This is a genomic window from Streptomyces sp. NPDC047453, assembly GCF_040643155.1.
GTDB lineage: Bacteria > Actinomycetota > Actinomycetes > Streptomycetales > Streptomycetaceae > Streptomyces.
The window spans coordinates 46,184-71,012 of record NZ_JBEYTS010000017.1; the positions used below are offsets into that span (position 1 = coordinate 46,184).

Annotated in this window: 16 protein-coding genes; 12 read left to right on the forward strand and 4 right to left on the reverse strand. The window is 71.4% G+C overall.

Going from position 1 to position 24,829, the window contains the following annotated elements; translation table 11 throughout:
* Window positions 1–137: 137 nt before the first annotated feature.
* From miaA to hflX, 6 genes are all read left to right on the forward strand, one after another.
* Window positions 138–1,076 (forward strand): tRNA (adenosine(37)-N6)-dimethylallyltransferase MiaA, encoded by a 939-nt coding sequence (gene miaA / locus ABZ818_RS17675; RefSeq protein WP_361415212.1) that lies wholly within the window; start codon window positions 138–140, stop codon window positions 1,074–1,076.
* Window positions 1,077–1,184: 108 nt separating this feature from the next.
* Window positions 1,185–1,682 (forward strand): hypothetical protein, encoded by a 498-nt coding sequence (locus ABZ818_RS17680; protein WP_361415343.1) that lies wholly within the window; start codon window positions 1,185–1,187, stop codon window positions 1,680–1,682.
* Window positions 1,683–1,821: 139 nt separating this feature from the next.
* The gene (dapF, locus tag ABZ818_RS17685; protein WP_361415214.1) at window positions 1,822–2,691 is read left to right on the forward strand and encodes a diaminopimelate epimerase; all 870 of its coding nucleotides are present in this window, start codon (window positions 1,822–1,824) and stop codon (window positions 2,689–2,691) included.
* A 298-nt stretch (window positions 2,692–2,989) separates the two neighbouring features.
* Window positions 2,990–5,215, forward strand: coding sequence for an HD domain-containing protein (locus ABZ818_RS17690; protein WP_361415216.1), 2,226 nt, complete (start codon window positions 2,990–2,992; stop codon window positions 5,213–5,215).
* A gap of 112 nt (window positions 5,216–5,327) precedes the next feature.
* Complete coding sequence (locus tag ABZ818_RS17695; RefSeq protein WP_361415218.1) at window positions 5,328–6,806, forward strand: M1 family metallopeptidase; 1,479 nt, start codon at window positions 5,328–5,330, stop codon at window positions 6,804–6,806.
* A gap of 191 nt (window positions 6,807–6,997) precedes the next feature.
* The gene (gene hflX / locus ABZ818_RS17700; protein WP_361415220.1) at window positions 6,998–8,509 is read left to right on the forward strand and encodes a GTPase HflX; all 1,512 of its coding nucleotides are present in this window, start codon (window positions 6,998–7,000) and stop codon (window positions 8,507–8,509) included.
* Window positions 8,510–8,585: 76 nt separating this feature from the next.
* On the opposite strand, the gene ABZ818_RS17705 is transcribed toward hflX, so the two are convergent.
* The 3 genes from ABZ818_RS17705 to ABZ818_RS17715 all read right to left on the reverse strand — a co-directional run bounded on the left by ABZ818_RS17705 (window position 8,586) and on the right by ABZ818_RS17715 (window position 12,500).
* Complete coding sequence (locus tag ABZ818_RS17705; RefSeq protein ID WP_361415222.1) at window positions 8,586–9,803, reverse strand: hypothetical protein; 1,218 nt, start codon at window positions 9,801–9,803, stop codon at window positions 8,586–8,588.
* A 203-nt stretch (window positions 9,804–10,006) separates the two neighbouring features.
* Window positions 10,007–11,245: a hypothetical protein gene (locus tag ABZ818_RS17710; RefSeq protein ID WP_361415224.1), complete on the reverse strand. Its 1,239-nt coding sequence runs from the start codon at window positions 11,243–11,245 to the stop codon at window positions 10,007–10,009.
* Between the two features lie 217 nt (window positions 11,246–11,462).
* Window positions 11,463–12,500: a MerR family transcriptional regulator gene (locus ABZ818_RS17715; protein WP_361415226.1), complete on the reverse strand. Its 1,038-nt coding sequence runs from the start codon at window positions 12,498–12,500 to the stop codon at window positions 11,463–11,465.
* A 413-nt stretch (window positions 12,501–12,913) separates the two neighbouring features.
* On the opposite strand from ABZ818_RS17715, the gene ABZ818_RS17720 reads away from it, so the two are divergent.
* The 4 genes from ABZ818_RS17720 (at window position 12,914) to ABZ818_RS17735 (ending at window position 19,717) form a co-directional block, all read left to right on the forward strand.
* Window positions 12,914–14,497 (forward strand): diaminobutyrate--2-oxoglutarate transaminase family protein, encoded by a 1,584-nt coding sequence (locus tag ABZ818_RS17720; RefSeq protein ID WP_361415228.1) that lies wholly within the window; start codon window positions 12,914–12,916, stop codon window positions 14,495–14,497.
* A gap of 452 nt (window positions 14,498–14,949) precedes the next feature.
* Window positions 14,950–16,788: an IucA/IucC family protein gene (locus ABZ818_RS17725; protein WP_361415345.1), complete on the forward strand. Its 1,839-nt coding sequence runs from the start codon at window positions 14,950–14,952 to the stop codon at window positions 16,786–16,788.
* A 69-nt stretch (window positions 16,789–16,857) separates the two neighbouring features.
* Window positions 16,858–17,598 (forward strand): GNAT family N-acetyltransferase, encoded by a 741-nt coding sequence (locus ABZ818_RS17730; RefSeq protein WP_361415229.1) that lies wholly within the window; start codon window positions 16,858–16,860, stop codon window positions 17,596–17,598.
* A gap of 145 nt (window positions 17,599–17,743) precedes the next feature.
* Complete coding sequence (locus tag ABZ818_RS17735) at window positions 17,744–19,717, forward strand: ATP-dependent DNA helicase (protein WP_361415230.1); 1,974 nt, start codon at window positions 17,744–17,746, stop codon at window positions 19,715–19,717.
* Between the two features lie 149 nt (window positions 19,718–19,866).
* Here ABZ818_RS17735 and lexA read toward each other — a convergent pair whose 3' ends face one another.
* A complete protein-coding gene (gene lexA / locus ABZ818_RS17740) occupies window positions 19,867–20,646 on the reverse strand; it encodes a transcriptional repressor LexA (RefSeq protein WP_141357653.1) in 780 nt (259 codons plus the stop codon).
* 563 nt (window positions 20,647–21,209) lie between these two features.
* Here lexA and nrdR point away from each other — a divergent pair.
* Window positions 21,210–21,764: a transcriptional regulator NrdR gene (gene nrdR, locus ABZ818_RS17745; RefSeq protein ID WP_361415231.1), complete on the forward strand. Its 555-nt coding sequence runs from the start codon at window positions 21,210–21,212 to the stop codon at window positions 21,762–21,764.
* Window positions 21,765–21,923: 159 nt separating this feature from the next.
* Window positions 21,924–24,818, forward strand: a complete 2,895-nt coding sequence (locus tag ABZ818_RS17750; RefSeq protein ID WP_361415232.1) for a vitamin B12-dependent ribonucleotide reductase — start codon at window positions 21,924–21,926, stop codon at window positions 24,816–24,818.
* Window positions 24,819–24,829: the final 11 nt, after the last annotated feature.

The following is a 24,829-nucleotide window of genomic DNA, read 5'->3' on the forward strand; positions in this document are numbered from 1 at the left end:
CCCTCCGGCCCTTCGACCACCGAAGGAGTCGCGCAAAAACGCCCATACTCACTCGATACCCTACTCGTCCTACCCCGTCACCCGCCGTCACACGACTCGTGCGAGGCACCTCCTGCGGGGTTTGGGAGACTGGTGCGGTGAGCAGCGCACCCCCCGCCCCCCGCGTCATCGCCGTCGTCGGCCCCACTGCGGCCGGAAAGTCCGATCTGGGCGTCTTTCTGGCCCAGCACCTCGGCGGCGAGGTCGTCAACGCCGACTCCATGCAGCTCTACCGAGGGATGGACATCGGCACCGCGAAGCTGACGCCCGAGGAGCGCGGTGGTATACCGCACCACCTGCTCGACATCTGGGACGTGACGGTCACGGCGTCCGTCGCCGAGTACCAGCGCCTCGCCCGGGAGCGGATCGACGCGCTGCTCGCCGAGGGGCGCTGGCCGGTCCTGGTCGGCGGCTCCGGCCTGTACGTCCGGGGGGCCGTGGACAACCTGGAGTTCCCCGGCACCGATCCCGAGGTGCGCGCCCGGCTGGAGGACGAGCTCACGCTGCGCGGCTCCGGCGCGCTGCACGCCCGCCTCGCCGCCGCCGACCCCGAGGCCGCGCGGGCGATCCTGCCCAGCAACGGCCGCCGGATCGTCCGGGCCCTCGAGGTGATCGAGATCACCGGCCGCCCCTTCACCGCGAACCTCCCGGGCCACGACTCGGTCTACGACACCGTCCAGATCGGCGTCGACGTCACCCGACCCGAACTCGACGAACGCATCGCGCGCCGGGTCGACCGCATGTGGGAGGCGGGGCTCGTGGACGAGGTGCGCGCGCTGGAGGCGCGGGGCCTGCGCGAGGGGCGTACGGCATCGCGCGCGCTCGGCTACCAGCAGGTGCTCGCGGCGCTCGCGGGGGAGTGCACGCTCGACGAGGCGCGCGCGGAGACCATACGCGCCACGAAACGCTTCGCGCGGCGCCAGGACTCGTGGTTCCGCCGGGACCCCCGTGTGCACTGGCTGAGCGGGGCTGCGGCGGATCTCACAGAACTTCCGCATCTCGCCCTGGCGTTGATCGAACGACCGGTTACAGCCTGATCACGTCATGGCATCGGGACGCCCAGGCCGTCATCCAGGCCTCCGGCGCCGTGCCATCATCAAGCTCGGATCGACCGAGTGAAGTCCTAGTTGGGAGGGCGCGTGGCGATGGAGGCCGGCCCTCGCGACACCGCACAAGACACCGACCGCATCACCGTGGAGCGCGGCGGCGCGGAACCGGACGACGGCTCGTTGAGCCCCGACGGGCCCGACGAGACGCAGGGCGGCGTGACCGCGGACGGCCCCGGGCCCGAGGAGCTGTTCGCCGGGCCAGAGGTGGAGGTCGAGCTGCGCCCGCAGCGGCGGCTGCGCATCTGGCAACTGGCCCCGATCGTGGGCCTGGCCGTCGTGGGCTCCCTGATGTTCGCCTTCCCGCTGGCCTTCGACGGCGACAACGGCGCCGTGATCGCCATGCTGGGGCTGCTGATCTGCTCCTGCTCGGCGGGCTGGGGCATGATGGCCGCCCGCCGCGTCGGCCACACCTGGCCGGGCCTGCCGCCGCGCGGTTCCGGGCGGCGCCTGGACTGGCGGGTGATCGGCGCGTACGCCCTCGTCGTCACCGTGGTCGTGGTGCTCGCCGTCTGGCGGGTCGCCCGGCTCCGCTAGGCCGCGCAGGCCCCGGCTTCGCCAGGCCGCGCGCCCGGACCCCGGCTTCACCAGGATCCGGGCACCCGTACCGCGGACCGGCCCTGCGGCCGCTGGACATGATCACCGGGTCGCCGCAGCGACCCCGTACGATCGAGCCATGAGCACGCGCATCCCCTTCCTCAAGGGCCACGGCACGGAGAACGACTTCGTGATCGTCCCGGACCCGGAGAACGCCGTCGAGCTGTCCCCGGCGGCCGTCGCCGCCCTGTGCGACCGCCGCGCGGGCATCGGCGGGGACGGGGTGCTGCACGTCGTGCGCTCCGCCGCGCACCCCGAGGCCCGCGGCATGGCGGCCGAGGCGGAGTGGTTCATGGACTACCGCAACGCCGACGGCTCCGTCGCGGAGATGTGCGGCAACGGCGTGCGGGTGTTCGCGCGCTACCTCCAGCACGCCGGACACACGACGGAGGGCGACCTCGCGGTCGCCACGCGCGGGGGCGTGAAGACGGTGCACATCGCCAAGGACGGTGACATCACCGTCGGCATGGGCAGGGCGAGGCTCCCCGAGGGGGACGTCACCGTGAGCGTCGGCGGGCGCAGCTGGCCCGCGCGCAACGTGAACATGGGCAACCCGCACGCGGTCGCCTTCGTCGACGACCTCGCCGACGCCGGCGACCTGTTCTCCCCGCCGCCCTTCAGCCCGGCCTCCGCCTACCCGGACGGCGTGAACGTCGAGTTCGTCGTCGACCGCGGTCCCCGCCACGTCGCCCTGCGCGTGCACGAGCGCGGCTCGGGCGAGACCCGCTCGTGCGGCACGGGCGCGTGTGCCGTCGCCGTGGCGGCCGCCCGGCGCGACGGCGCCGACCCGACGGCCACCGGGACCCCGGCGACGTACACGGTGGACCTCCCCGGCGGAACGCTGGTGATCACTGAGCGGCCGGACGGCGAGATCGAGATGACCGGCTCCGCCGTGATCGTCGCCGAGGGCGAGATCGACGCGAAGTGGCTGGAAACAGCGGCCGGCTGATGGTCGGTCGGCTGGGTATCGCAGCCCGGACGGCCCATGGGAAGGTCATATGTATGCCCGGAGGCGGCTACGGGCGGCGAATCCACGGCTGACCTCCTGTCAGGTGACTGAAAGCCGTAAACCTCCTGGCCATCGCTCGAATGGGTGATCCGTTTCACGCTCACCGAGAGACGGCCGGTCGGGCGTGCTGGGCTCGGTAGCATCAATCACCGGCCCGGACGGGGGATCCGTAGCCAACCCCTGTGCCGCGTACGCCCTGGGGCGCCCCGTCCGCCGGTCCACGCAGCCGGAGGTGCCCATGAGTGCGGATGCCACGAATCCTGCGGCCCCGGGCCCGGTGTCTCCCGTGGGGCCACGGCGCAGGGCCCGCCCGCGGATCGACCTGCGCCGCCTCGGCCGTGCCGCACTGCTCGGCCCGGCCGCCCGCGACCGGCTGCCGGACGCGATCGGCCACGTGGCCGAGGCCCATCGCGCGCACTTCCCGGAAGCGGACCTCGAACCGCTGCGCCGCGCCTACGTCCTGGCCGAGTCCTCGCACCGCGGCCAGATGCGCAAGAGCGGCGAGCCCTACATCACGCATCCGCTCGCCGTGACCCTCATCCTCGCCGAACTCGGCGCCGAGACGACGACGTTGACCGCGTCCTTGCTGCACGACACCGTCGAGGACACGGACGTGACGCTGGACCAGGTCCGCGAGCAGTTCGGCGAGGAGGTCCGCTACCTCGTCGACGGCGTCACCAAGCTGGAGAAGGTCGACTACGGCGCGGCCGCCGAGCCCGAGACCTTCCGCAAGATGCTCGTCGCCACCGGCAGCGACGTCCGCGTGATGTCGATCAAACTCGCCGACCGGCTGCACAACATGCGCACCCTCGGCGTGATGCGCCCGGAGAAGCAGGCCCGTATCGCCAAGGTGACCCGGGACGTCCTCATCCCGCTCGCCGAACGGCTCGGCGTGCAGGCGCTCAAGACCGAGCTGGAGGACCTCGTCTTCGCGATCCTGCACCCCGAGGAGTACGCGCACACGCGGGAGTTGATCGCGGAGAACGCGGGCCGCCCGGGTGACCCGCTCACCGAGGTCGCCGAGCAGGTGCGCGGGGTGCTGCGCGAGGCGGACGTTTCCGCCGAAGTACTCGTCAGACCACGGCACTTCGTCTCCGTGCACCGGGTCTCACGCAAGCGCGGCCGACTGCGCGGCTGCGACTTCGGACGGCTGCTGGTGCTGGTGAACGAGGACGCCGACTGCTACGCCGTCCTCGGTGAGCTGCACACCTGCATGACGCCCGTCGTCTCGGAGTTCAAGGACTTCATCGCCGTACCCAAGTTCAACCTGTACCAGTCGCTGCACACCGCCGTGGCCCGCGAGGACGGACAGGTCGTCGAAGTCCTCATCCGCACCCACCAGATGCACAAGGCCGCCGAGGCCGGGGTCGTCGCACTCGGCAACCCCTACGCCCCTCCCGCGGAGGAGCACTCCGCGAGCGACGGCGAGCGCGCCGACCCCACCCGCCCCGGCTGGCTCTCCCGCCTCCTCGAATGGCAGCGGGCCGCGCCGGACCCCGACACCTTCTGGTCCACCCTGCGCGAAGACCTCGCCCAGGACCGCGAGATCACCGTCTTCCGGCCCGACGGGGGCACCCTGGGCCTGCCCGAGGGCGCCACATGCGTGGACGCCGCGTACGCCCAGTACGGCGAGGACGCGCACGCGTGCATCGGCGCCCGCGTCAACGGCCGCCTGGCGACGCTGAGCACCGTCCTGAAGGACGGCGACACCGTCCAGCTCCTGATGGGCCAGGACCCGGCCTCCGAGCCGTCCGAGGAATGGCTGGACCACGCCCACACCCCGGCCGCCCGCATCGCCATCCAACGCCGTCTGGCCACCCGTCAGCCCGCCGCGGACCGGGCTCAGGACGCCGCCGGGGACGCCGCACCGGCCGCGGGCGGCCCCGTGCGCGCCGGCTCCGCCGCGGCTGAGCGGGCCGGTCCGGATTCCGGCATGCCGCCGGTTCCGGTGCCCGCCGGAGCGGTCCCGTCGGCCGGGCCCGACGTGCCGGCCGCCTTCGGGCCGGACACGGCGAGCGTCGTGGTCGTCGGCCGGCCCGACGCGGCCGCACGGCTCGCGGGCTGCTGCACGCCCGTGCCGCCCGACGAGATCACCGGCTTCGCCGTGCGCGGGGGAATGGTGACCGTGCACCGCGTGGAGTGCGCCGCGGTCGCGCGGATGAGGAACGCGGGGCGCGCGGAGTTCGGCGTGCGCTGGGGAGAGACCGCCGCGTGCCGTGTCACGCTGCTCGCGGAATCGTTCGGCCGCCCCCACCTGCTGGCCGATCTCACCGAGGCCATCGCCCTCGAGGGCGTCGAGATCGTCTCCGCGACCGTGGCCCCGCCGGCCCAGCAGCGCGTCCGCCACACGTACACCCTCCAACTCCCCGACGCGGCCGGGCTCCCGGCCCTGATGCGCGCGATGCGCAACGTCCCGGGCGTCTACGACGTGAGCCGCACCCAGCCTCAGCCACCAGGGGTGTGAGCGGTAGGCTCCCGCGCCTTCGCGGCCCTCGGCGTGCTCCCGTGGGGCTCTTTCGGGTGGGTTGGACGCGCGTCGGCGCTGTGGGGCGGGTGGCCGCTGGTAGCGGTGGTCCATGCCGCTCAGCCTTGGATCACGTGTCCCGCGTCGCCTGAAGGCGACACTCCTCGCGTCCGCCGTCTCCGTCTGTCTCGTCGCCGCGAGCGCTCCGGCCGAGCCGCTGGGCGTGGGTGACCGGCTCTTCCCGTACCTGGGCAACCCCGGGTACGACGTGTCGTCGTACGACCTGTCGTTCACCTATGGCGGTGACAACGGCAAACCGCTCCAGGCCGTCACCACGATCGACGCGTGGGCCACCGAGAACCTGGAGCGCGTGAACCTCGACTTCGCGCACGGCACGGTCGACGCCGTCGAGGTCGACGGCCTGCCCGCCGAGTTCACCACCGCGGGCGAGGATCTCGTGGTCACCCCGAAGTTCCCGCTGCCGCAAGGCAGTTGGATGCGCATCACCGTGCACCACACCAGCGACCCCGTGCCCGAGAAGGGCCGCGACGGCGGCTGGGTGCGTACCGCGGACGGTCTCGCCATGGCCAACCAGGCCGACGCCGCCCACCTGGTGTTCCCGTGCAACGACCATCCCTCCGACAAGGCGATGTTCACCTTCCACGTCACAGCGCCCGACGGGTACACGGCCGTCGCCAACGGCCTTCCGGCCGGCGTCACCCGGACCGGCGGGGCGACGACCTGGACGTACCGCACCCGGCACCCCATGGCCACCGAGCTGGCTCAGGTGTCCATCGGCCGCTCCACCGTGGTGCACCGCACCGGCCCGCACGGCCTCCCCCTGCGCGACGTCGTCCCCGCCGAGGACCGCGAGGCGCTCGAACCGTGGCTGGCCAGGACCCCCGACCAGATCGCCTGGATGGAGAGCAAGGTCGGGACGTACCCCTTCGAGACGTACGGCGTGCTCATGGCTTCCGTCGCCACCGGCTTCGAACTCGAGACGCAGACCCTGTCCCTCTTCGAGAAGAAGCTGTTCACCGAACCCGCCCTCCCTCGGTGGTATGTCGAGTCGGTCATGGTGCACGAGCTGTCCCACCAGTGGTTCGGCGACAGTGTCAGCCCCCGCACCTGGTCCGACCTGTGGCTCAACGAGGGCCACGCCACCTGGTACGAGGCCCTGTACGCCGACGAGAAGGGGCAGAGGCCGCTGGAGACCCGTATGAAGGCCGCCTACGGCGCCTCGGACCGCTGGCGCGAGGCCGGCGGACCGCCCGCGCTGCCCAAGCCGCCGAAGCCCGGCCAGAAGATCGGGGTCTTCCGCGCGAACGTCTACGACGGCGCCGCGCTCGTCCTGTACGCGCTGCGCCAGGAGATCGGCAAGCCGGACTTCGAGCGCCTGGAGCGCGCCTGGGTGCTGGCCCACCGGGACGGCACGGCCACCACGGCCGACTTCGAGCGCCTGGCCTCGGGCATCGCCGGACGTGACCTGAGCGGCTTCTTCCAGGCCTGGCTGTACGGCGAGAAGACCCCGCCGATGCCCGGCCACCCCGACTGGAAGCCCGCCCCGCCGCCTCGGACGGCGAAGAAGTGAGGGGACGTGAACGGAGGTGAATGGACGTGGCGGGACGCGAATGGTGATGGCACCCGGAGGAATAACGCAGTGACGAGACGGGCCGTACCGTGCGACCATCTTCAGACCGGCGCCGCACGGGGCCACGGGAATCTCCCGGGGCGCTCGTACGTTCTGACCGGTGAAGGACTCTCCCACCACGTAAGGACCAAATGACCTCCTCTTCTTCCTCTTCCCAGTCGTTCGAGGCGTCCCAGGACGGCAAGCGCCTCGCGCACTCCTACCCCGAAGGTCTCCGGGCCGATGCCCTGATGGAAGAGGACGTCACCTGGAGCCACGAGTTCGACGGAGAGCGGGACGGCGATCAGTTCGACCGTTCCGAGCGGGCGGCGCTGCGCCGTGTCGCGGGCCTGTCCACCGAGCTCGAGGACGTCACCGAGGTCGAGTACCGCCAGCTCCGCCTGGAGCGGGTCGTGCTCGTCGGCGTATGGACCTCCGGGACCGCGCGGGACGCGGAGAACTCCCTGGCCGAGCTGGCCGCCCTCGCGGAGACCGCGGGCGCGGTCGTGCTCGACGGCGTCATGCAGCGCCGTGACAAGCCCGACGCGGCCACCTACATCGGTTCCGGCAAGGCGAACGAGCTGCGGGACATCGTCGTGGAGACCGGCGCGGACACCGTCATCTGCGACGGTGAGCTCAGCCCTGGCCAGCTGATCCACCTCGAGGACGTCGTCAAGGTCAAGGTCATCGACCGTACGGCCCTGATCCTGGACATCTTCGCCCAGCACGCCAAGTCCCGAGAGGGCAAGGCGCAGGTCGCGCTCGCCCAGATGCAGTACATGCTGCCGAGGCTGCGCGGCTGGGGTCAGTCGCTGTCCCGGCAGATGGGCGGCGGCAGCGGCGGCGGCCTCGCCACGCGCGGTCCCGGTGAGACCAAGATCGAGACGGACCGTCGGCGGATCCGCGAGAAGATGGCGAAGATGCGCCGGGAGATCGCGGAGATGAAGACCGGCCGCGAGATCAAGCGCCAGGAGCGGCGCCGCAACAAGGTGCCCTCCGTCGCCATCGCCGGCTACACCAACGCCGGCAAGTCCTCCCTGCTCAACCGGCTCACCGGCGCGGGTGTCCTGGTCGAGAACGCCCTGTTCGCGACCCTGGACCCGACCGTGCGGCGGGCCGAGACCCCGAGCGGGCGGCTCTACACGCTGGCGGACACCGTCGGCTTCGTCCGGCACCTGCCGCACCACCTGGTCGAGGCCTTCCGCTCCACCATGGAGGAGGTCGGCGACTCCGACCTCATCCTGCACGTGGTGGACGGCTCCCACCCCGACCCGGAGGAGCAGCTGGCCGCGGTGCGCGAGGTGATCAGGGACGTCGGCGCCACCGACGTACCCGAGATCGTCGTGGTCAACAAGGCGGACGCGGCGGACCCGCTGGTGCTCCAGCGGCTGCTGCGGATCGAGAAGCGCTCGATCGTCGTCTCGGCCCGCACCGGGCAGGGCATCACCGAGCTGCTCGCGCTGATCGACAGCGAGCTGCCCCGGCCGTCCGTCGAGATCGAGGCGCTGGTGCCGTACACCCACGGCAAGCTGATCGCCCGTGCCCACACCGAGGGCGAGGTGATCTCCGAGGAGCACACCGCGGAGGGCACCCTGCTCAAGGCCCGGGTGCACGAGGAGCTCGCGGCGGAACTGGCGCCGTACGCGCCCGCGCCCGCGCTCTGACCCACAACCGCACGGCCCGAGGGCCCGCCCCCTGTCGAAGGGGGCGGGCCCTCGGCTTCGTCACCGGGTCACCGGGTCACCGGCCGCCGTAGGTCCTGCTCATGTTCTGGTACAGCGCCTCCGCGCCCTGCCCCAGCTGCGGACCCGCCAGCCAGGTGTGGTCCGCCGGGCCGATGGAGGTGTTGGACACCAGCTTCGTCCTGCCGTCCACCACACGGAACCAGCCACCGCCGGAGGAGCCGCCGGTCATGGTGCAGCCGATGCGGTACATCGTCGGGAGCGACGGGCTGAGCGACAGCCGGCCCGGCCGGTCGACGCAGCGGAACATGTTCAGACCGCTGTACGGAGGCGCGGCCGGGTAGCCCCAGGCGCCCATCGTGGCGACCTGCGCCGTCGGCGGCGCGGAGAAGTCCACGTCCAGCGCCGCCCCGACGGTCTCCTCCAGCGAGCGGGAACCGGACTCCGGCTTCACGTGCAGCACGGCGTAGTCGTACGCGGCGCCCGCGCCGCCCGTCTCCGCACCGCCCTGGATCCACTGGTTGGAGGTGGACGCCCAGTCCGCCCACCAGGCGCCGTACGGGGCGACCTCGGAGGCCTTCGCGTTGCTCAGCTGCGCCGCGGACTTGCCGAGGTCGTTGTAGGCCGGGACGAAAGCGATGTTGCGGTACCAGCCGCCGTCCCGGCCGGCGTGCACGCAGTGGCCGGCGGTCCACACCAGGTTGGACTTGCCCGGGTGGTTGACGTCCTTGACGACCGTGCCCGAGCAGACCATCGAGCCCTGGGGCGAGTCGAAGAAGACCTTGCCGACCGGGGCGGCGTTCTCGTGGTACGGCGTCTTCTCCGCCTGCGCCCGGACCGGCCGCGGCGCCGGGTCGCTGACGCCCTGGTCGGCGGCGGCGTCCTGGGTGGAGACCGTCTTGTCGGCCTCTTGGGCGGACTTCATCCGCTCGGGCTGCCACAGGCCCTCGATCACCGGGTTGACGAAGTCCTTGGCCTCACTGAGCCACTTGTCCTTGTCCCAGTCCTTCCAGCCGCCGCGCTGCCACTTGTCGACATCGAACCCGTGCTCCTTGAGCTTGTCCGCGATGTCGGCCGGAATCCTGACCTTGCCGTCGTCGCTGCCGCTGTCCGCGGACTGCGAGGCGGCGGCGTCCGGCGTGCCGGCGGCGTCGGCCTTGCCCGAGCCGTCGCAGGCGGTGGCGGTGAGCGCCAGGGCCGCGACGAGTCCGGTGGCGGCCAGGACGGTGCGCCGGCGCGCGCGCCGGGGCGTGGCGGAACCAGGTATGAACTGCATGGTGCGATGAACCCCCGTTGATTGGTGTGAAATGCCGTGCGCCCGGCCCGAGCGCCGAGCGCCCTTGGCGTCATGCGCTTGTCATCCGGGCGTTTCCGTGCGGAGCCGTCCGGAGCGGCACCCCACTATGCCCGGGGAATCGAGTGCGAACGGAGGCGGGACGGTGAAGGTTTCCGTGAGACACCCCGCCGCCTTCGGCCTGCCTACTGTCCTGCGAACTTGCCGCTGACCGCGTCGTACACGTCCTTGGCCGCCGGGCCCAGCCGCGGACCCGCCAGCCAGCCGGCCGTGACCGGACCGATCGAGGTGTTGGAGACGAGAGCGGGCTTGCCGTCCGAGCCGGTCGCGACCCAGCCACCGCCGGAGGAGCCGCCGGTCATGGTGCAGCCGATGCGGTACATCGTCGGGTCCGAGGCGTTCAGCGACAGCCGGCCCGGCTTGTCCTGGCACTGGTACAGCCGCTGCCCGTCGTACGGCGGCCCGGCCGGGTAGCCGGTCGCGGTCAGGCTCCGCACCTGTTTCACGGCCGGGGCGGCGAAGTCCACGGGCAGCGCCGCGCCGACGGTCTCCTCCAGCGACTTGCCGGAGTCGCCCTGCTCGGGCGTCACATGGATGACGGCGAAGTCGTAGGCGGCACCCTGCCCGCCGGTCGGACCGCCCTGCTCGATCCACTGCTCCGAGGTCTGCGCCCAGTCCCCCCACCACACGCCGAACGGTGCGACCTCGTCCTTGCCGGCGTTCTGCAGTTCGGCGGTGCTGCGGCCCGCGTCGTTGTACGACGGCACGAAGGCGATGTTGCGGTACCAGCCGCCCTTCTTACCGGCGTGCACGCAGTGGCCGGCCGTCCACACGAGGTTGGACTTGCCCGGGTGGGCCGGGTCCTGAACGACCGTCGCCGAGCAGACCATCGTGCCCTCGGGGGAGTCGAAGAACACCTTCCCCGCCGTCGCCGCGTTCGCGTGGTACGCCGGCGGGACCGCACGCGCCCTCACCTGGGCCGGGGTCGGGTCGGTGACACCCTGGTCGCCGGAGAGGTCGTTGTCGTCGACGCCCTTGTCCGGGTCCTTGGCGCGGCGCATCCGGTCGGGATCCCACAGGTCCTTGATGATCGGGTTGACGAAGTCCTTCGCCTCGCGGAGCCAGTCGTCCTGGTTCCAGTCCTTCCAGGCGCCGTTCTTCCACTTGTCGATGTCGATCCCGTGTTCCTTGAGCTTCTTCCTCAGGTCGTCCGGGATCTTGATCTTTCCGTCGGCGGTTGCGCCCGTGTCGTCGGCGGTCGCGACGGCGGTGGGCCGGTCGTCGGCCTTGCTGTCGCCCGAGTCGCAGCCGGTGGCGAAGAGCGCGAGCACCGAGGCCAGGGCCACGGAGGTCAGCACGGGTGAGGTTGTGCGGCGGGCGCCCCCTCCTCGACGAGCGTTGAAGAACGGGCGTATGGGTCGCATGCTCTTACTCCCCCTGCTGTGAACGGACTTGCTCCTTGCCATCACGCTCTCACCTTGAAATCAGGCCCAGTTCGTCCTGGTCTCACGGTGTGCGCGAACGGCACCACACACTATGCGGTCGGCGTGGGGGACCGTTGACGGAACGGCAACGGTTTCGCTACGGGCAGCGGTTTCGCCACAGGCTGTCTGGTCTGGCAGTTCGTCCGATTCCGGGCCCTCAGCGCAGCCGTGGGGCGTGCGCCACGGCACCGTCGTCACCGCAGAGGCGGGTCAGCGTCTCGACCGCGTCCCGCAGGGCCGCGCAGCGCGGGAAGCCCCCGCAGGTCCGCCGCTCCCAGCCCGGACCGGCGGGCAGGACGGCAGGCCGCCTGCGCGCACCAGGCGCCCCCCATTCCAGAGCCGCGACGTGCCGCGCCAACGGCACCGACGCGGTGGAGCGGGCCTGCGACCACAGGACCACGGCGGTCGGACCAGTGCGCCGCACACAGGCGATCAGCGCCTCCACCGGCACCGCGGCGCCCAGCATCCGGGTCGGCACCCCGCGCTCGCCCAGCGCCGCGTTCAGCGCCTCCAGGGGGAGGGAGTGCTGCTCACCAGGCGCGCAGGCCAGCACCACCGGCGGAGCGTCCACCCGCGCCGCGGCGTGCGGCAGCAGCAGCGGCGTGCTGCGCAGTGTGCTCGACACCTGCCAGGACAGCAGGTGCTCCACCTCCACGTACCGGTCGCCGGACGACTCCCACTTGCGGCCCACCGCGCGCAGGGTCGGCACCATCACCTCCTCCCACGCCACCGTCAGCCCGTACCGCCCGACCGCCTCCAGCAGCCGGCTCTCCAGCTCCGGCGAGTCCAGGCGCACCGCGGCACGGGCCAGGCCCCGGCACTCCTGCCGCACGTCGCCCAGCGGCAGCCCGCCGCCGGCGCCCCCGCGGCGGGGAGGCCCCTCCGCCCCGGACGACGGCGCGGACCGGGCGGAGGCCACGGCGGCGGCCGGTTCGGCTTGCCCGGCCGGGCCGCGCCCGAGGCGGGTCACCCGGGCGGCCTCGGCGGGTGGCGCACCCGCCGCCGTCAGCCGGCACATCTCCTCCACCATCGCGACGTCCTGCGGGCTCCAGCGGCGGTGCCGTCCCCGCGCCCGCACGGCGGGCCCCAGACCGTAGCGGCGGTCCCAGGAGCGCAGGGTGGTCGGGGAGACGCCCAGGCGGCGGGCCAGAGCCCCCGTGGTCAACCCCGCCACGGGCGGTGTTTCGTCGCTCATGTCCCCGCACCTCGCTCGGCCGGCTTCCCCTGCGATCCCCATTGTCCGATGCGAGACCGATGCGAGTTGTCACCCGCTGCATGGTGATTTGCCTGCCGGCGTCTGATGTTTTGCCACCCGCCTCCTGGCGTTCTGCCTCCCGCTCCCTGCCGTCGCACGCCGCCTTGTGCGGCCGCGGGCCGTGAGTGATCTCGCCAGGTCCGGCCGAGGACGCCGACGAGCAACGCGCCACGGCCACAAGGATCTTGAGCGCAACCGTAACCGTGCGGACCGTCCGGGGTTGTAGCGGTGAGGGTCCTGATGTCTGCGTCCGGGACCCCGTGCCGCGGGCGGCGACTCGCCCCGGCGGCGTGAGGCCGGCGCCTTGCGTCAGCGGCAGGCCGACGCTCTGGGACAGCGGGAGGACAAGGACCGTGACCGTGACGGAGTCTGCGCCCGGAGGCTGCGCGTCGGCGGGGGCGCGCGCCTCGTTCGAGGGGATGCTGCGGCGGCAGTCGGCGCGCGAGTCGGCGGCACGCACCTATGCGCGTGCCCTGCCGATCGTGCCCGTCCGGGCCCGCGGGCTCACCATCGAGGGCGCCGATGGCCGCCGCTACCTGGACTGTCTCTCGGGCGCGGGCACCCTCGCCCTCGGCCACAACCACCCCGTCGTCCTCGAAGCCATCCGTGAGGTCCTCGACTCGGGCGCGCCCCTGCACGCCCTCGATCTCGCCACACCCGTCAAGGACGCCTTCGTCACCGAGCTGTTCCACACTCTGCCGCCCGGACTCGCCGACCGCGCGCGTGTGCAGTTCTGCGGCCCGGCCGGCACGGACGCGGTCGAGGCCGCCTTCAAACTTGTCCGGGCCGCCACCGGCCGCACCGGAATACTGGCCTTCTCCGGCGCTTACCACGGGATGACCGAAGGAGCGCTCGCCGCCTCGGGCCATGCCACCGACGTACGGGTCGCGCGCCTGCCCTACCCGCAGGACTACCGCTGCCCCTTCGGCGTCGGCGGCGCGCGCGGGGCCGAACTCTCCATCCGCTGGACCGAGTCCGTCCTGGACGATCCGAAGTCGGGCGTACCGCTGCCCGCCGGGATGATCCTCGAACCCGTCCAGGGCGAGGGCGGGGTACTTCCCGCCCCGGACGACTGGATGCGGCGCATGCGCAGCATCACCGAGGACCGGTCCGTCCCACTGATCGCCGACGAGATCCAGACGGGGGTGGGCCGCACGGGTGCCTTCTGGGCGGTGGAGCACAGCGGTGTGACGCCGGACGTGATGGTGCTGTCCAAGGCCATCGGCGGCAGCCTTCCGCTGGCGGTCGTGGTCTACCGCGACGACCTCGACGTGTGGGAACCCGGAGCCCACGCGGGAACGTTCCGCGGCAACCAGCTCGCCATGGCCGCGGGCACGGCCACCCTGGCCCACGTCCGGGAGAACCGCCTCGCCGAACGCGCGGCATCCCTCGGCTTCCACATGCTGACCCAACTCCGCGACCTGGCCGGTCACTTCCCCTGCCTCGGCGAGGTACGGGGACGCGGGCTGATGATCGGCCTCGAACTGGTGAACCCGGAAGGGGAACCCGAGAGGGACAGCGGGGCCGACGTCGGCTCGGACCTGATCTGCCCCAAGGGCGCCGGTGCCGATGCCGGGGGCGGCGTCGGCGGGGGTGGCGGTGTCGGCGGGGGTGGCGGTGTCGATCACAACCCGGGTGCCGGGCCGACGTTGCCCCGCGTCCGGGAGCCCCGTCCCGCCGCACCCGAACTCGCCGCCGCCGTCCAACGGGAGTGCCTGCGGCGGGGCTTGATCGTCGAACTCGGCGGCCGCCACGCGAGCGTCGTACGGCTCCTTCCCCCGCTGACGATCACCGACGAGCAGGCCGCCGCGGTCCTCGGCCGCCTGGCCGACGCGGTCGAGGCGGCGACCCGGAGCCACACCGGCCGAGACGGTCAGGAGCGCGGGACCTCTTGGAGACCGCCGCGACCCGCCGGCCGTTCGGAAGGCACGGGGTAGCGCCCCGCGGCCGCGTTGGTCGGCGGGCGCCCCGGGGCGAGCGGGTCCGAGCCGACACCGGCCCCGCTCGGCCGACCCGGACCGCGCTACCGGTGCCGGAGCCGGACGGTTGAGCCGATCGGCTCGTCCGGCCCCCGCCCCGCCGAACTCTGAACCCAGGGGCGCGGACGGACCGCCAAAGGCGACCGTCCCGTCCCCTCCCAGCCGCCCCGCCGGCACTTCCGAAACACCCAGATCCTCACCCCCTCCGAGCCAGCCCTTACCGACTGGTCCGGTGTCGCACCACCGTCGCACCCACCCCCGCGCGGCCGGCCCGCCATCTGCTGGACGCGTCGACCCGAACGTCACTCCGAGGAGCCGTCTTGAACCTCACCTCCACCTCCCACGGCCGCTCCCACACCCACGACCCGGCCGAGAAGGTTCCCCGTCAGCCGAGAAGGACATCGGCCGCCCTGCGGCCCGACGGGACGGCCACCGACCTCCTCGAACACCCCGACCCGCACGCCGCCGCCCAGGCCGCGGCCGTGGAGAACCTTCTGCGCTGCTGGGTGCGCGAGACCGACACGGCGGCTCCTTGCTACGGAACCCTCCGCATCCCCCTCCGGGCCAGCGGGACGGCCCTGCTCGTCCCGGTTCATCACTGGTCCCCGACGGGCTGGCACCGCTTCGGCCTTCCTTACCTGGCCGACGCTCCGGAGGACGCCCCGCCGGCCGACGCCGTCACGGTCGCCACCCTGCTGGTGCGGGAGGCACGCACCAGGAACCGCGCACCCAGGGCCTCGCAGGCGCCCACAGCCACCGCCCCGTCACCGAACCGGACATCGGCCGAGCCCTCCGACACCGCCGCCCTCGACCTCGTCGCCCGTGTCGCCGACTCCGTTCGTGGCACCACCCTCTTCCTGCGCGACCGCCGGCACCGTCCCACCGACGGAACCGACCGCTTCCTCTCCGCCGAGCAGGCCCTCCTGCTCGGACACCCGCTGCACCCGACCCCCAAGAGCCGCGAGGGTCTTTCGGAAGCCGAAGTCCGCCACTACTCGCCCGAATTGCGAGGCTCCTTCCCGTTGCATTGGATGGCGGTCGCCCGCTCCGTACTCGCCACCGACTCGGCCTGGACCGAATGCGGCCGGACCGTACCCGCAAATCTGCTCACCGCCCGGCTCGCCGGAGCGGGGCTGCCCCTGCCCGACGGATACGCCGCCCTGCCACTGCACCCGTGGCAGTTGCGCGAGGTGCGCCACCGCGCGGGCACGGCGGCCCTGATCGACGCGGGACTGTTGCGCGACCTGGGTTCCTACGGGCCGTACTGGTACCCCACCTCCTCCGTACGCACCGTGCTCCGCACCGGTGCGGCCGCCATGCTCAAGCTGTCACTGGGCCTGTACATCACCAACTCCCGTCGTGAGAACCTCCGCAAGGAACTGCACCGGGGTGTAGAGGTCCACCGGCTGCTGCGCAGCGGGCTCTCCCAGCAGTGGCGCGCGGCGCACCCCGGCTTCGACATCGTCCGCGACCCGGCCTGGCTGGCCGTGGACGATCAGGACGGGTCACCCGTGCCGGGCCTGGACGTGATGATCCGGCACAACCCGTTCAACCCGTCGGACGACGTCTCCTGCGTCGCCGGACTCGTGGCCCCCCGGCCCTACCCCCGGGCCGGCGCCCCCCTCACTCTCCGGTCCCGCCTGGCCGAGGTCGTCACCAGCCTCGCCGTCCGCACCGGCCGCCCGTCGAGAGCCGTGGCCACCGAGTGGTTCCTGCGCTACCTCGAGCAGGTGGTCCGCCCCGTGCTGTGGCTGGACGGCGAGGCCGGAGTCGCCCTGGAGGCCCACCAGCAGAACACGCTGCTCCTGCTGGACGACGAAGGCTGGCCCGCGGGCGGTCGCTACCGCGACAACCAGGGCTACTACTTCCGCGTCTCCCGGCACGCGGAACTCGACGCCCGACTGCCCGGCATCGGCGAGCACAGCGACACCTTCGTCTCCGACGACGTCACCGACGAACGCTTCGCCTACTACCTCGCTGTCAACAACGTGTTCGGTCTCATTGGCGCCTTCGGCTCCCAACAGCTCGCCGACGAGCGGCTGTTGCTGGCCGCCTTCCGCCGCTTCCTCACTGACGCGGCCTGCGGCCCCGCCCGTACGCGCTCCACCCTCCCCTCCCGCCTGCTCGACTCCCCGGTCCTGCGCTGCAAGGCCAACCTGCTGACCCGGCTGTACGGCCTCGACGAACTCGTCGGCCCGGTCGACACCCAGTCCGTCTACGTCACCATTGCCAACCCCCTGTACCTCTGACCCGCACCCAGACGCCCGTCTTCCGTAACCCCCGTCTTCCGCAAACCCGTCTTCCGAGAGGAGCGCGCCATGCCTCCCACCGATGCCGGCGCCGACACCGGTCAAGCGCCGGCAACCGCTCCGCACCGCCGTCCGACCGAGGCGGGTGCCGACGGCGAGGACACGCTCGACCTGCGTCTGCCGGACGACTTCGTCGCGCTCTTCCGGGAGGCGACCGGGAAGGACGCCCCGACCACGGCCGACCTGCTCGACGGGGTGGGTGACTGGGGCCCCACCCTCACCCCCGCCGGCGCCTTCCAGCTGGTTCCCGTCCGGATGGAGCGGGATCTGCCGCTGATCAGCCGCTGGATGAACGACCCCGCCGTCGCGGAGTTCTGGCAGCTGGCCGGGCCGCGGGGCGTGACCGAGGCCCATCTGCTCGCGCAACTCGACGGCGACGGTCGCAGCGTCCCTTGTATCGGCCTGCTCGAAGGCGCTCCGATGAGCTACTGGGAGATCTACCGGGCCGACCTCGATCCCCTGGCCCGGCACTACCCGGCACGGCCGCACGACACCGGTATCCATCTCCTCATCGGCGGCGTCGCCGACCGTGGGCGGGGGCTTGGCGGCACCCTGCTCAGAGCCGTGGCCGACCTGGTGCTCGACCAACGCATCGCCTGTGCCCGCGTCCTTGCGGAACCCGACTTTCGCAACGCACCCTCCCTGGCCGCCTTTCTGAGCGCCGGTTTCCGGTTCGCCGCCGAGATCGACCTGCCCGCCAAGCGGGCTGCCCTCATGATCCGCGACCGGTCCCTGCGTGATCTGCTGTGACAGTGCGCCACAGTGTCATCACTTCTGGTACACCCCTCGGATCGATCCGGTTCCCACCCCGCCGGATCCCCATGAGAGATACCCGGCCACCGGTCCTCGCCTTGATCGCCCGATTGTCAGTCCCGAGCCGTAGGGTGGTCGCGCTATGACGAAGCCCTCCCTCCCCGAACTCCTGCATGCCGCCGTCACCGCCGTCGGCGGTACGGAGCGTCCCGGCCAGGTGACCATGGCCCAAGCCGTCGCGGACGCGATCGACGACGGCTCGCATCTGCTGGTCCAGGCCGGCACCGGCACCGGAAAGTCCCTCGGCTATCTCGTGCCCGCTCTCGCCCACGGGGAGAGAGTGGTCGTGGCCACCGCCACCCTCGCCCTTCAGCGCCAGCTGGTCGAGCGGGACCTGCCGCGCACGGTCGACGCCCTGCACCCGCTGCTGCGCCGCCGCCCGGAGTTCGCCATGCTCAAGGGCCGGTCGAACTATCTGTGCCTGCACCGCATGCACGAGGGCATGCCGCAGGACGAGGAGGAGGGGCTGTTCGACCAGTTCGAGGCGGCCGCGCCCACCAGCAAGCTGGGTCAGGATCTGCTGCGGCTGCGCGACTGGGCCGACGAGACCGAGTCCGGCGATCGCGACGACCTGGCGCCCGGAGTGTCCGATCGGGCCTGGGCGCAGGTGTCCGTCTCGTCGCGGGAGTGCCTGGGCGCCTCCAAGTGCGCCTACGGCGCCGAATGCTTCGCCGAGATGGCCCGTGAGCACGCCAAACTCGCCGAGGTCGTCGTCACCAACCACGCACTGCTCGCGATCGACGCCATCGAGGGCGCGCCGGTCCTCCCGCAGCACGAGGTGCTCATCGTCGACGAGGCACACGAACTCGTCTCACGGGTCACGGGCGTCGCCACCGGTGAGCTCACCCCCGGCCAGGTCAACCGCGCGGTGCGCCGTGCCGCCAAGCTGGTGAACGAGAAGGCCGCCGATCAGTTGCAGACCGCGGCCGAGGGCTTCGAGCGCCTGATGGAGCTCGCCCTGCCCGGCCGCCTGGAGGAGATCCCCGAGGACCTCGGCTATGTGCTCCTGGCACTGCGGGACGCCGCGCGCAACGTCATCTCCGCGCTCGGCACGACCCGGGACAGGTCGGTCCAGGACGAGGACGCCGTCCGCAAACAGGCACTGGCCTCGGTGGAGAACGTGCACGACGTGGCGGAGCGCATCACCAACGGTTCCGAGTGGGACGTCGTCTGGTACGAGCGCCACGACCGCTTCGGCGCCTCCCTGCGCGTCGCCCCCATGTCCGTCTCGGGCCTGCTGCGGGAGAAGCTCTTCGCGGACCGCTCCGTCGTCCTGACCTCCGCGACCCTCAAACTCGGCGGCGACTTCAACGGCGTCGGCGCCTCCCTCGGTCTCGCGCCGGAGGGCACCGAGGGCGACGACGTTCCGCAGTGGAAGGGCGTCGACGTCGGCTCGCCGTTCGACTACCCCAAGCAGGGCATCCTGTACATCGCCAAGCACCTGTCACGTCCCGCGCGGGACGGCGACCGGGGGGACATGCTGGACGAGCTGACGGAGCTGATCCAGGCGGCGGGCGGACGCACGCTCGGCCTGTTCTCCTCCATGCGCGCGGCCCAGCTGGCCGCGGAGGAGCTGCGCAGCCGTATCCCCGAGTTCCCGATCCTGCTCCAGGGCGAAGAGACGCTGGGCGAACTGATCAAGAACTTCGCGGCGGACCCGAAGACGTGTCTCTTCGGCACGTTGTCGCTCTGGCAGGGCGTGGACGTCCCCGGGCCCAGCTGCCAGCTGGTCGTGATGGACAAGATCCCGTTCCCGCGCCCCGACGACCCGGTGATGAGCGCCCGCCAGAAGGCCGTGGAGGACGCCGGCGGCAACGGCTTCATGGCGGTGGCAGCCACCCACGCGGCGCTCCTCATGGCCCAGGGCGCCGGACGTCTCGTACGGGCCTCGGGGGACCGGGGTGTGGTCGCCGTACTGGATCCGCGTCTGGCGACGGCCCGGTACGGCAGCTATCTGAAGGCGTCGTTGCCCGACTTCTGGAACACCACGGACCGCAACCAGGTGCGCAAGTCACTGGCGGCCATCAACGCGATGGCCGAGCAGGAGGGGAAGTGATCGCCGGTCAGGCCACCCCCGCGATCCGAAAGCGCCGTGAACCGGGCCGTTCAGCACGGGAGCGACGCGCAGCACGGAGCCCCGGAACCGGCGCAGGGGTCCCGGGGCCCGATCAAGGGGCAGGTGGGCGAGCCCACCCGGCGCGGTTCTCACACGCGCCGCAGCACCGCCACCACCTTGCCGAGGATGGTCGCGTCGTCGCCCGGGATCGGCTCGTACGCCGCGTTGTGCGGGAGGAGCCAGACGTGCCCGTCCTCGCGCTTGAAGCGCTTGACGGTGGCCTCGCCGTCGATCATCGCGGCCACGATGTCGCCGTTCTCGGCGACCTGCTGGCGGCGGACGGTGACCCAGTCGCCGTCGCAGATCGCGGCCTCGATCATCGAGTCACCGACGACCTTGAGGACGAACAGCTCTCCGTCACCGACCAGCTGCCGGGGGAGGGGGAAGACGTCCTCGACCGACTCCTCGGCGAGGATGGGGCCACCGGCCGCGATCCGGCCGACCAGAGGGACGTAGGAGGCGGCAGGCTTGCCCACCGTGTCCGTCGGCTGCAACGCGGTGGCCTGGTCCGAGCCGCGGACCTCGTACGCGCGCGGACGGTGCGGATCACGTCGCAGGAAACCCTTGCGCTCGAGCGCCATCAGCTGGTGTGCGACCGAGGAGGTGCTGGAGAGGCCGACCGCCTGCCCGATCTCCCGCATGGACGGCGGGTAGCCGCGCCGCTGCACGGAGTCCCTGATGACCTCGATCACCCGGCGCTGACGGTCGGTGAGGCCCGAGCTGTCGGCCCGGATGCCCGGAGGTCGGCCCGGCAGGGAGCGCTTGTGCCCCTCGGGATTCGTGGCTTCGTTCATCGCATGCACCGGCTCGAGTCGGCCCTGGGAGCGGTCCTGGGCAGTGATGGTGGCACTGTCTGCGGTGGTGGTCACGTCGGCCCCTCTCGATGGTCTCCCTCCGGCACAACGGTAGTTGCTTTCGAAAGGTTGCGCCAAACACACGTTCGAGTGAAAAAACGCCGACAGCCGGACTTGTTTGCGTTTCTGGGTGTATAGGCAATGCGGTGCCCGGCTGGCAAAAGGGTTCATTGTTGTACTCTTCATCGCCGGGATGGCGACCTCGTGGGTTGCCGCCCCAGTCTGCCATCTGGTGTCCCGTCAGCCGGGTGCCGCCTCCCGTCTGCCCGGGAGTGCCACGCGTCCTCCGCGCGGCGCTCACGGTATCTCCGTAAGCTCCCCGGCGGGTGCGGGTTCACCGGTGTGTTGCCCGTGGCGGCTCCGGCGCACGCCGCGCGGCCATATCCGCGCGACACGCGCGCATCGCCTGCCCGTATGGAGTCAATCCCCACATGTAGTGGTTGGATAGCTATAGCGGCCCACAGATTGTGTTCCCCCCGGTCTTCGGGCCGCCGTTCATCGCCTATGCTTGTGGCTGCTTCGCGGGGCCCATGGGTCTGGTGAGGCCATTGAGTCTGCTGTGAGGAGGGTTGGAGTCCATGCACTGCCCCTTCTGCAGGCACCCCGACAGCCGCGTGGTCGACAGCCGTACGACGGACGACGGCACGTCCATCCGCAGGCGCCGCCAGTGCCCTGACTGCTCCCGTCGGTTCACGACAGTGGAGACGTGCTCGCTCATGGTGGTCAAGCGGTCCGGAGTCACCGAGTCCTTCAGCCGGATCAAGGTCATCAACGGCGTGCGCAAGGCATGCCAGGGGCGGCCCGTGACCGAGGACGCGCTGGCCCAGCTGGGCCAGCGGGTCGAGGAGGCGGTGCGCGCCAGCGGGAGCGCCGAGGTGGCCGCTCATGACGTGGGGCTCGCCATACTCGGCCCCCTGAAGGAGCTCGATCTCGTCGCCTATCTGCGGTTCGCGTCCGTCTACCGGGCGTTCGACTCGCTGGAGGACTTCGAGTCCGCCATCGCGGAACTCAGGGAAGGAACGGGACACACCGCCGCGCAGGACGGCGACGGCGCTTGTGAGGAGTGCCAGGAAGACGGCCGCGGGCGCGGCGGGACGGCTGAGGTCCCCCTGCCCGCAGGCACCGCCGACTGAGCAGCGGGCCGGTCCGGACGGCATGTCCGGACCCGGCTCAGCGGCGGTGAGGAAGACCTGTCGCGGGTGGCAGCGAGGGTGCCCGCGGCACCAGACAGAACACCGTGCTCCGGAACACAGGGGCACTTCAGGGCGTTTACGCCCGTACAGGGAGGCGGCATGACAGAGACGGCGAGCGGTCCGGCACGAGGTTCCCGAGCCAAGGGCGCCAAGGCCAGCAAGGGGCTGCGTATCGAGCGCATCCACACCACCCCCGGCGTGCACCCGTACGACGAGGTGGCCTGGGAGCGCCGTGACGTCGTCATGACCAACTGGCGCGACGGCTCGGTGAACTTCGAGCAGCGTGGCGTCGAGTTCCCCGACTTCTGGTCGGTGAACGCGGTCAACATCGTCACCAGCAAGTACTTCCGCGGTGCCGTAGGCACCCCGCAGCGCGAGACCAGCCTCAAGCAGCTGATCGACCGCATCGTGAAGACGTACCGGAAGGCCGGCGAGGACAACAAGTACTTCGCCTCGCCCGCCGACGCCGAGATCTTCGAGCATGAGCTGGCCTACGCCCTCCTGCACCAGATCTTCAGCTTCAACAGCCCCGTCTGGTTCAACGTCGGCACCAAGCAGCCCCAGCAGGTCTCCGCCTGCTTCATCCTGTCCGTCGACGACTCCATGGAGTCGATCCTCGACTGGTACAAGGAAGAGGGCATGATCTTCAAGGGCGGCTCGGGCGCCGGCCTGAACCTCTCCCGCATCCGCTCCTCCAAGGAGCTGCTCTCCTCCGGCGGCAACGCCTCCGGGCCCGTCTCCTTCATGCGCGGTGCCGACGCCTCCGCCGGCACCATCAAGTCCGGCGGCGCCACCCGCCGTGCGGCCAAGATGGTCATCCTCGACGTCGACCACCCCGACATCGAGGACTTCATCCAGACCAAGGTCAAGGAGGAGGAGAAGATCCGCGCCCTGCGCGACGCGGGCTTCGACATGGACCTCGGTGGCGATGACATCACCTCCGTCCAGTACCAGAACGCCAACAACTCGGTCCGTGTGAACGACACGTTCATGAAGGCGGTCGAGCAGGGCGGGACGTTCGGCCTGCGCGCGCGGATGACCGGCGAGGTCATCGAGCAGGTCGACGCCAAGGATCTGTTCCGGAAGATGGCTGAGGCCGCCTGGGCCTGCGCCGACCCGGGCATCCAGTACGACGACACGATCAACCACTGGCACACCTGCCCGGAGTCCGGCCGTATCAACGGCTCGAACCCCTGCAGCGAGTACATGCACCTGGACAACACGTCCTGCAACCTCGCCTCGCTGAACCTGATGAAGTTCCTCAAGGACGACGGCAAGGGCAACCAGTCCTTCCAGGTCGAGCGCTTCGCCCAGGTCGTCGAGCTGGTCATCACGGCGATGGACATCTCCATCTGCTTCGCGGACTTCCCGACCCAGAAGATCGGCGAGAACACGCGCGCGTTCCGCCAGCTCGGCATCGGCTACGCCAACCTCGGCGCGCTGCTGATGGCGACGGGCCACGCCTACGACTCCGACGGCGGTCGTGCCCTCGCCGGTGCCATCACCTCCCTGATGACCGGTACCGCCTACAAGCGCTCGGCCGAGCTCGCCGCGGTCGTCGGCCCGTACGACGGCTACGCCCGCAACGCCCAGCCGCACCTGCGGGTGATGAAGCAGCACGCCGACGCCAACACCACGGCCGTCCGCATGGACGACCTGGACACGCCGGTCTGGGCCGCCGCCACCGAGGCCTGGCAGGACGTGCTGCGGCTCGGCGAGAAGAACGGCTTCCGCAACTCCCAGGCGTCCGTCCTCGCGCCCACCGGCACCATCGGCCTGGCCATGTCCTGCGACACCACGGGCGTCGAGCCCGACCTCGCGCTGGTCAAGTTCAAGAAGCTGGTCGGCGGCGGCTCGATGCAGATCGTCAACGGCACCGTCCCGCAGGCCCTGCGCCGCCTGGGCTACCAGGAGGAGCAGATCGAGGCGGTCGTCGCCCACATCGCCGAGAACGGCAACGTGATCGACGCCCCCGGCCTCAAGCACGAGCACTACGAGGTGTTCGACTGCGCCATGGGCGAGCGCGCCATCTCCCCGATGGGCCACGTCCGCATGATGGCCGCGATCCAGCCTTGGATCTCCGGCGCCATCTCCAAGACGGTCAACATGCCGGAGTCGGCGACCGTCGAAGAGGTCGAGGAGATCTACTTCGAGGCGTGGAAGCTGGGCGTCAAGGCGCTCGCCATCTACCGCGACAACTGCAAGGTCGGCCAGCCGCTCTCCGCCAAGAAGAAGGAGGACGAGAAGGCCGAGATCGCCGAGAAGGCCGAGGGCACGATCCGCAGCGCGGTCGAGAAGGTCGTCGAGTACCGCCCGGTCCGCAAGCGCCTGCCCAAGGGCCGGCCCGGCATCACCACCTCCTTCACGGTCGGCGGCGCCGAGGGCTACATGACCGCCAATTCCTACCCGGACGACGGTCTCGGCGAGGTCTTCCTGAAGATGTCCAAGCAGGGCTCGACTCTCGCGGGAATGATGGACGCCTTCTCGATCGCCGTGTCGGTGGGCCTTCAGTACGGCGTGCCGCTGGAGACGTACGTCTCGAAGTTCACCAACATGCGCTTCGAGCCGGCCGGTATGACCGACGACCCGGACGTGCGGATGGCGCAGTCGATCGTCGACTACATCTTCCGCCGCCTGGCGCTGGACTTCCTGCCCTTCGAGACGCGCTCCGCGCTCGGCATCCACTCCGCCGAGGAGCGTCAGCGCCACCTCGAGACCGGCTCCTACGAGCCGACCGACGACGAGCTCGACGTCGAGGGCCTGGCCCAGTCGGCGCCCCGGCAGACCGACCTGAAGGCGGTCGCCACGCCGAAGGCCGAGGTCGAGGCGGCCAAGCCCGCTCCCAGGCAGGCGCACACCAGCGCCGAGCTGGTGGAGATGCAGCTGGGCATCCAGGCCGACGCCCCGCTGTGCTTCTCCTGCGGTACGAAGATGCAGCGGGCCGGCTCCTGCTACATCTGCGAGGGCTGCGGCTCGACCAGCGGTTGCAGCTGATCTGACGGTAA

Excerpts from the sequence above, each read along its gene's own strand:
- ABZ818_RS17680 (WP_361415343.1), top strand. The coding sequence starts at position 1,185 with ATGGAGGCCGGCCCTCGCGACACCGCACAAGACACCGACCGCATCACC.
- dapF (WP_361415214.1), top strand. The coding sequence starts at position 1,822 with ATGAGCACGCGCATCCCCTTCCTCAAGGGCCACGGCACGGAGAACGAC.
- ABZ818_RS17690 (WP_361415216.1), top strand. The coding sequence starts at position 2,990 with ATGAGTGCGGATGCCACGAATCCTGCGGCCCCGGGCCCGGTGTCTCCC.
- ABZ818_RS17695 (WP_361415218.1), top strand. The coding sequence starts at position 5,328 with ATGCCGCTCAGCCTTGGATCACGTGTCCCGCGTCGCCTGAAGGCGACA.
- hflX (WP_361415220.1), top strand. The coding sequence starts at position 6,998 with ATGACCTCCTCTTCTTCCTCTTCCCAGTCGTTCGAGGCGTCCCAGGAC.
- ABZ818_RS17705 (WP_361415222.1), bottom strand. The coding sequence starts at position 9,803 with ATGCAGTTCATACCTGGTTCCGCCACGCCCCGGCGCGCGCGCCGGCGC.
- ABZ818_RS17710 (WP_361415224.1), bottom strand. The coding sequence starts at position 11,245 with ATGCGACCCATACGCCCGTTCTTCAACGCTCGTCGAGGAGGGGGCGCC.
- ABZ818_RS17715 (WP_361415226.1), bottom strand. The coding sequence starts at position 12,500 with ATGAGCGACGAAACACCGCCCGTGGCGGGGTTGACCACGGGGGCTCTG.
- ABZ818_RS17730 (WP_361415229.1), top strand. The coding sequence starts at position 16,858 with ATGCCTCCCACCGATGCCGGCGCCGACACCGGTCAAGCGCCGGCAACC.
- ABZ818_RS17735 (WP_361415230.1), top strand. The coding sequence starts at position 17,744 with ATGACGAAGCCCTCCCTCCCCGAACTCCTGCATGCCGCCGTCACCGCC.
- nrdR (WP_361415231.1), top strand. The coding sequence starts at position 21,210 with ATGCACTGCCCCTTCTGCAGGCACCCCGACAGCCGCGTGGTCGACAGC.
- ABZ818_RS17750 (WP_361415232.1), top strand. The coding sequence starts at position 21,924 with ATGACAGAGACGGCGAGCGGTCCGGCACGAGGTTCCCGAGCCAAGGGC.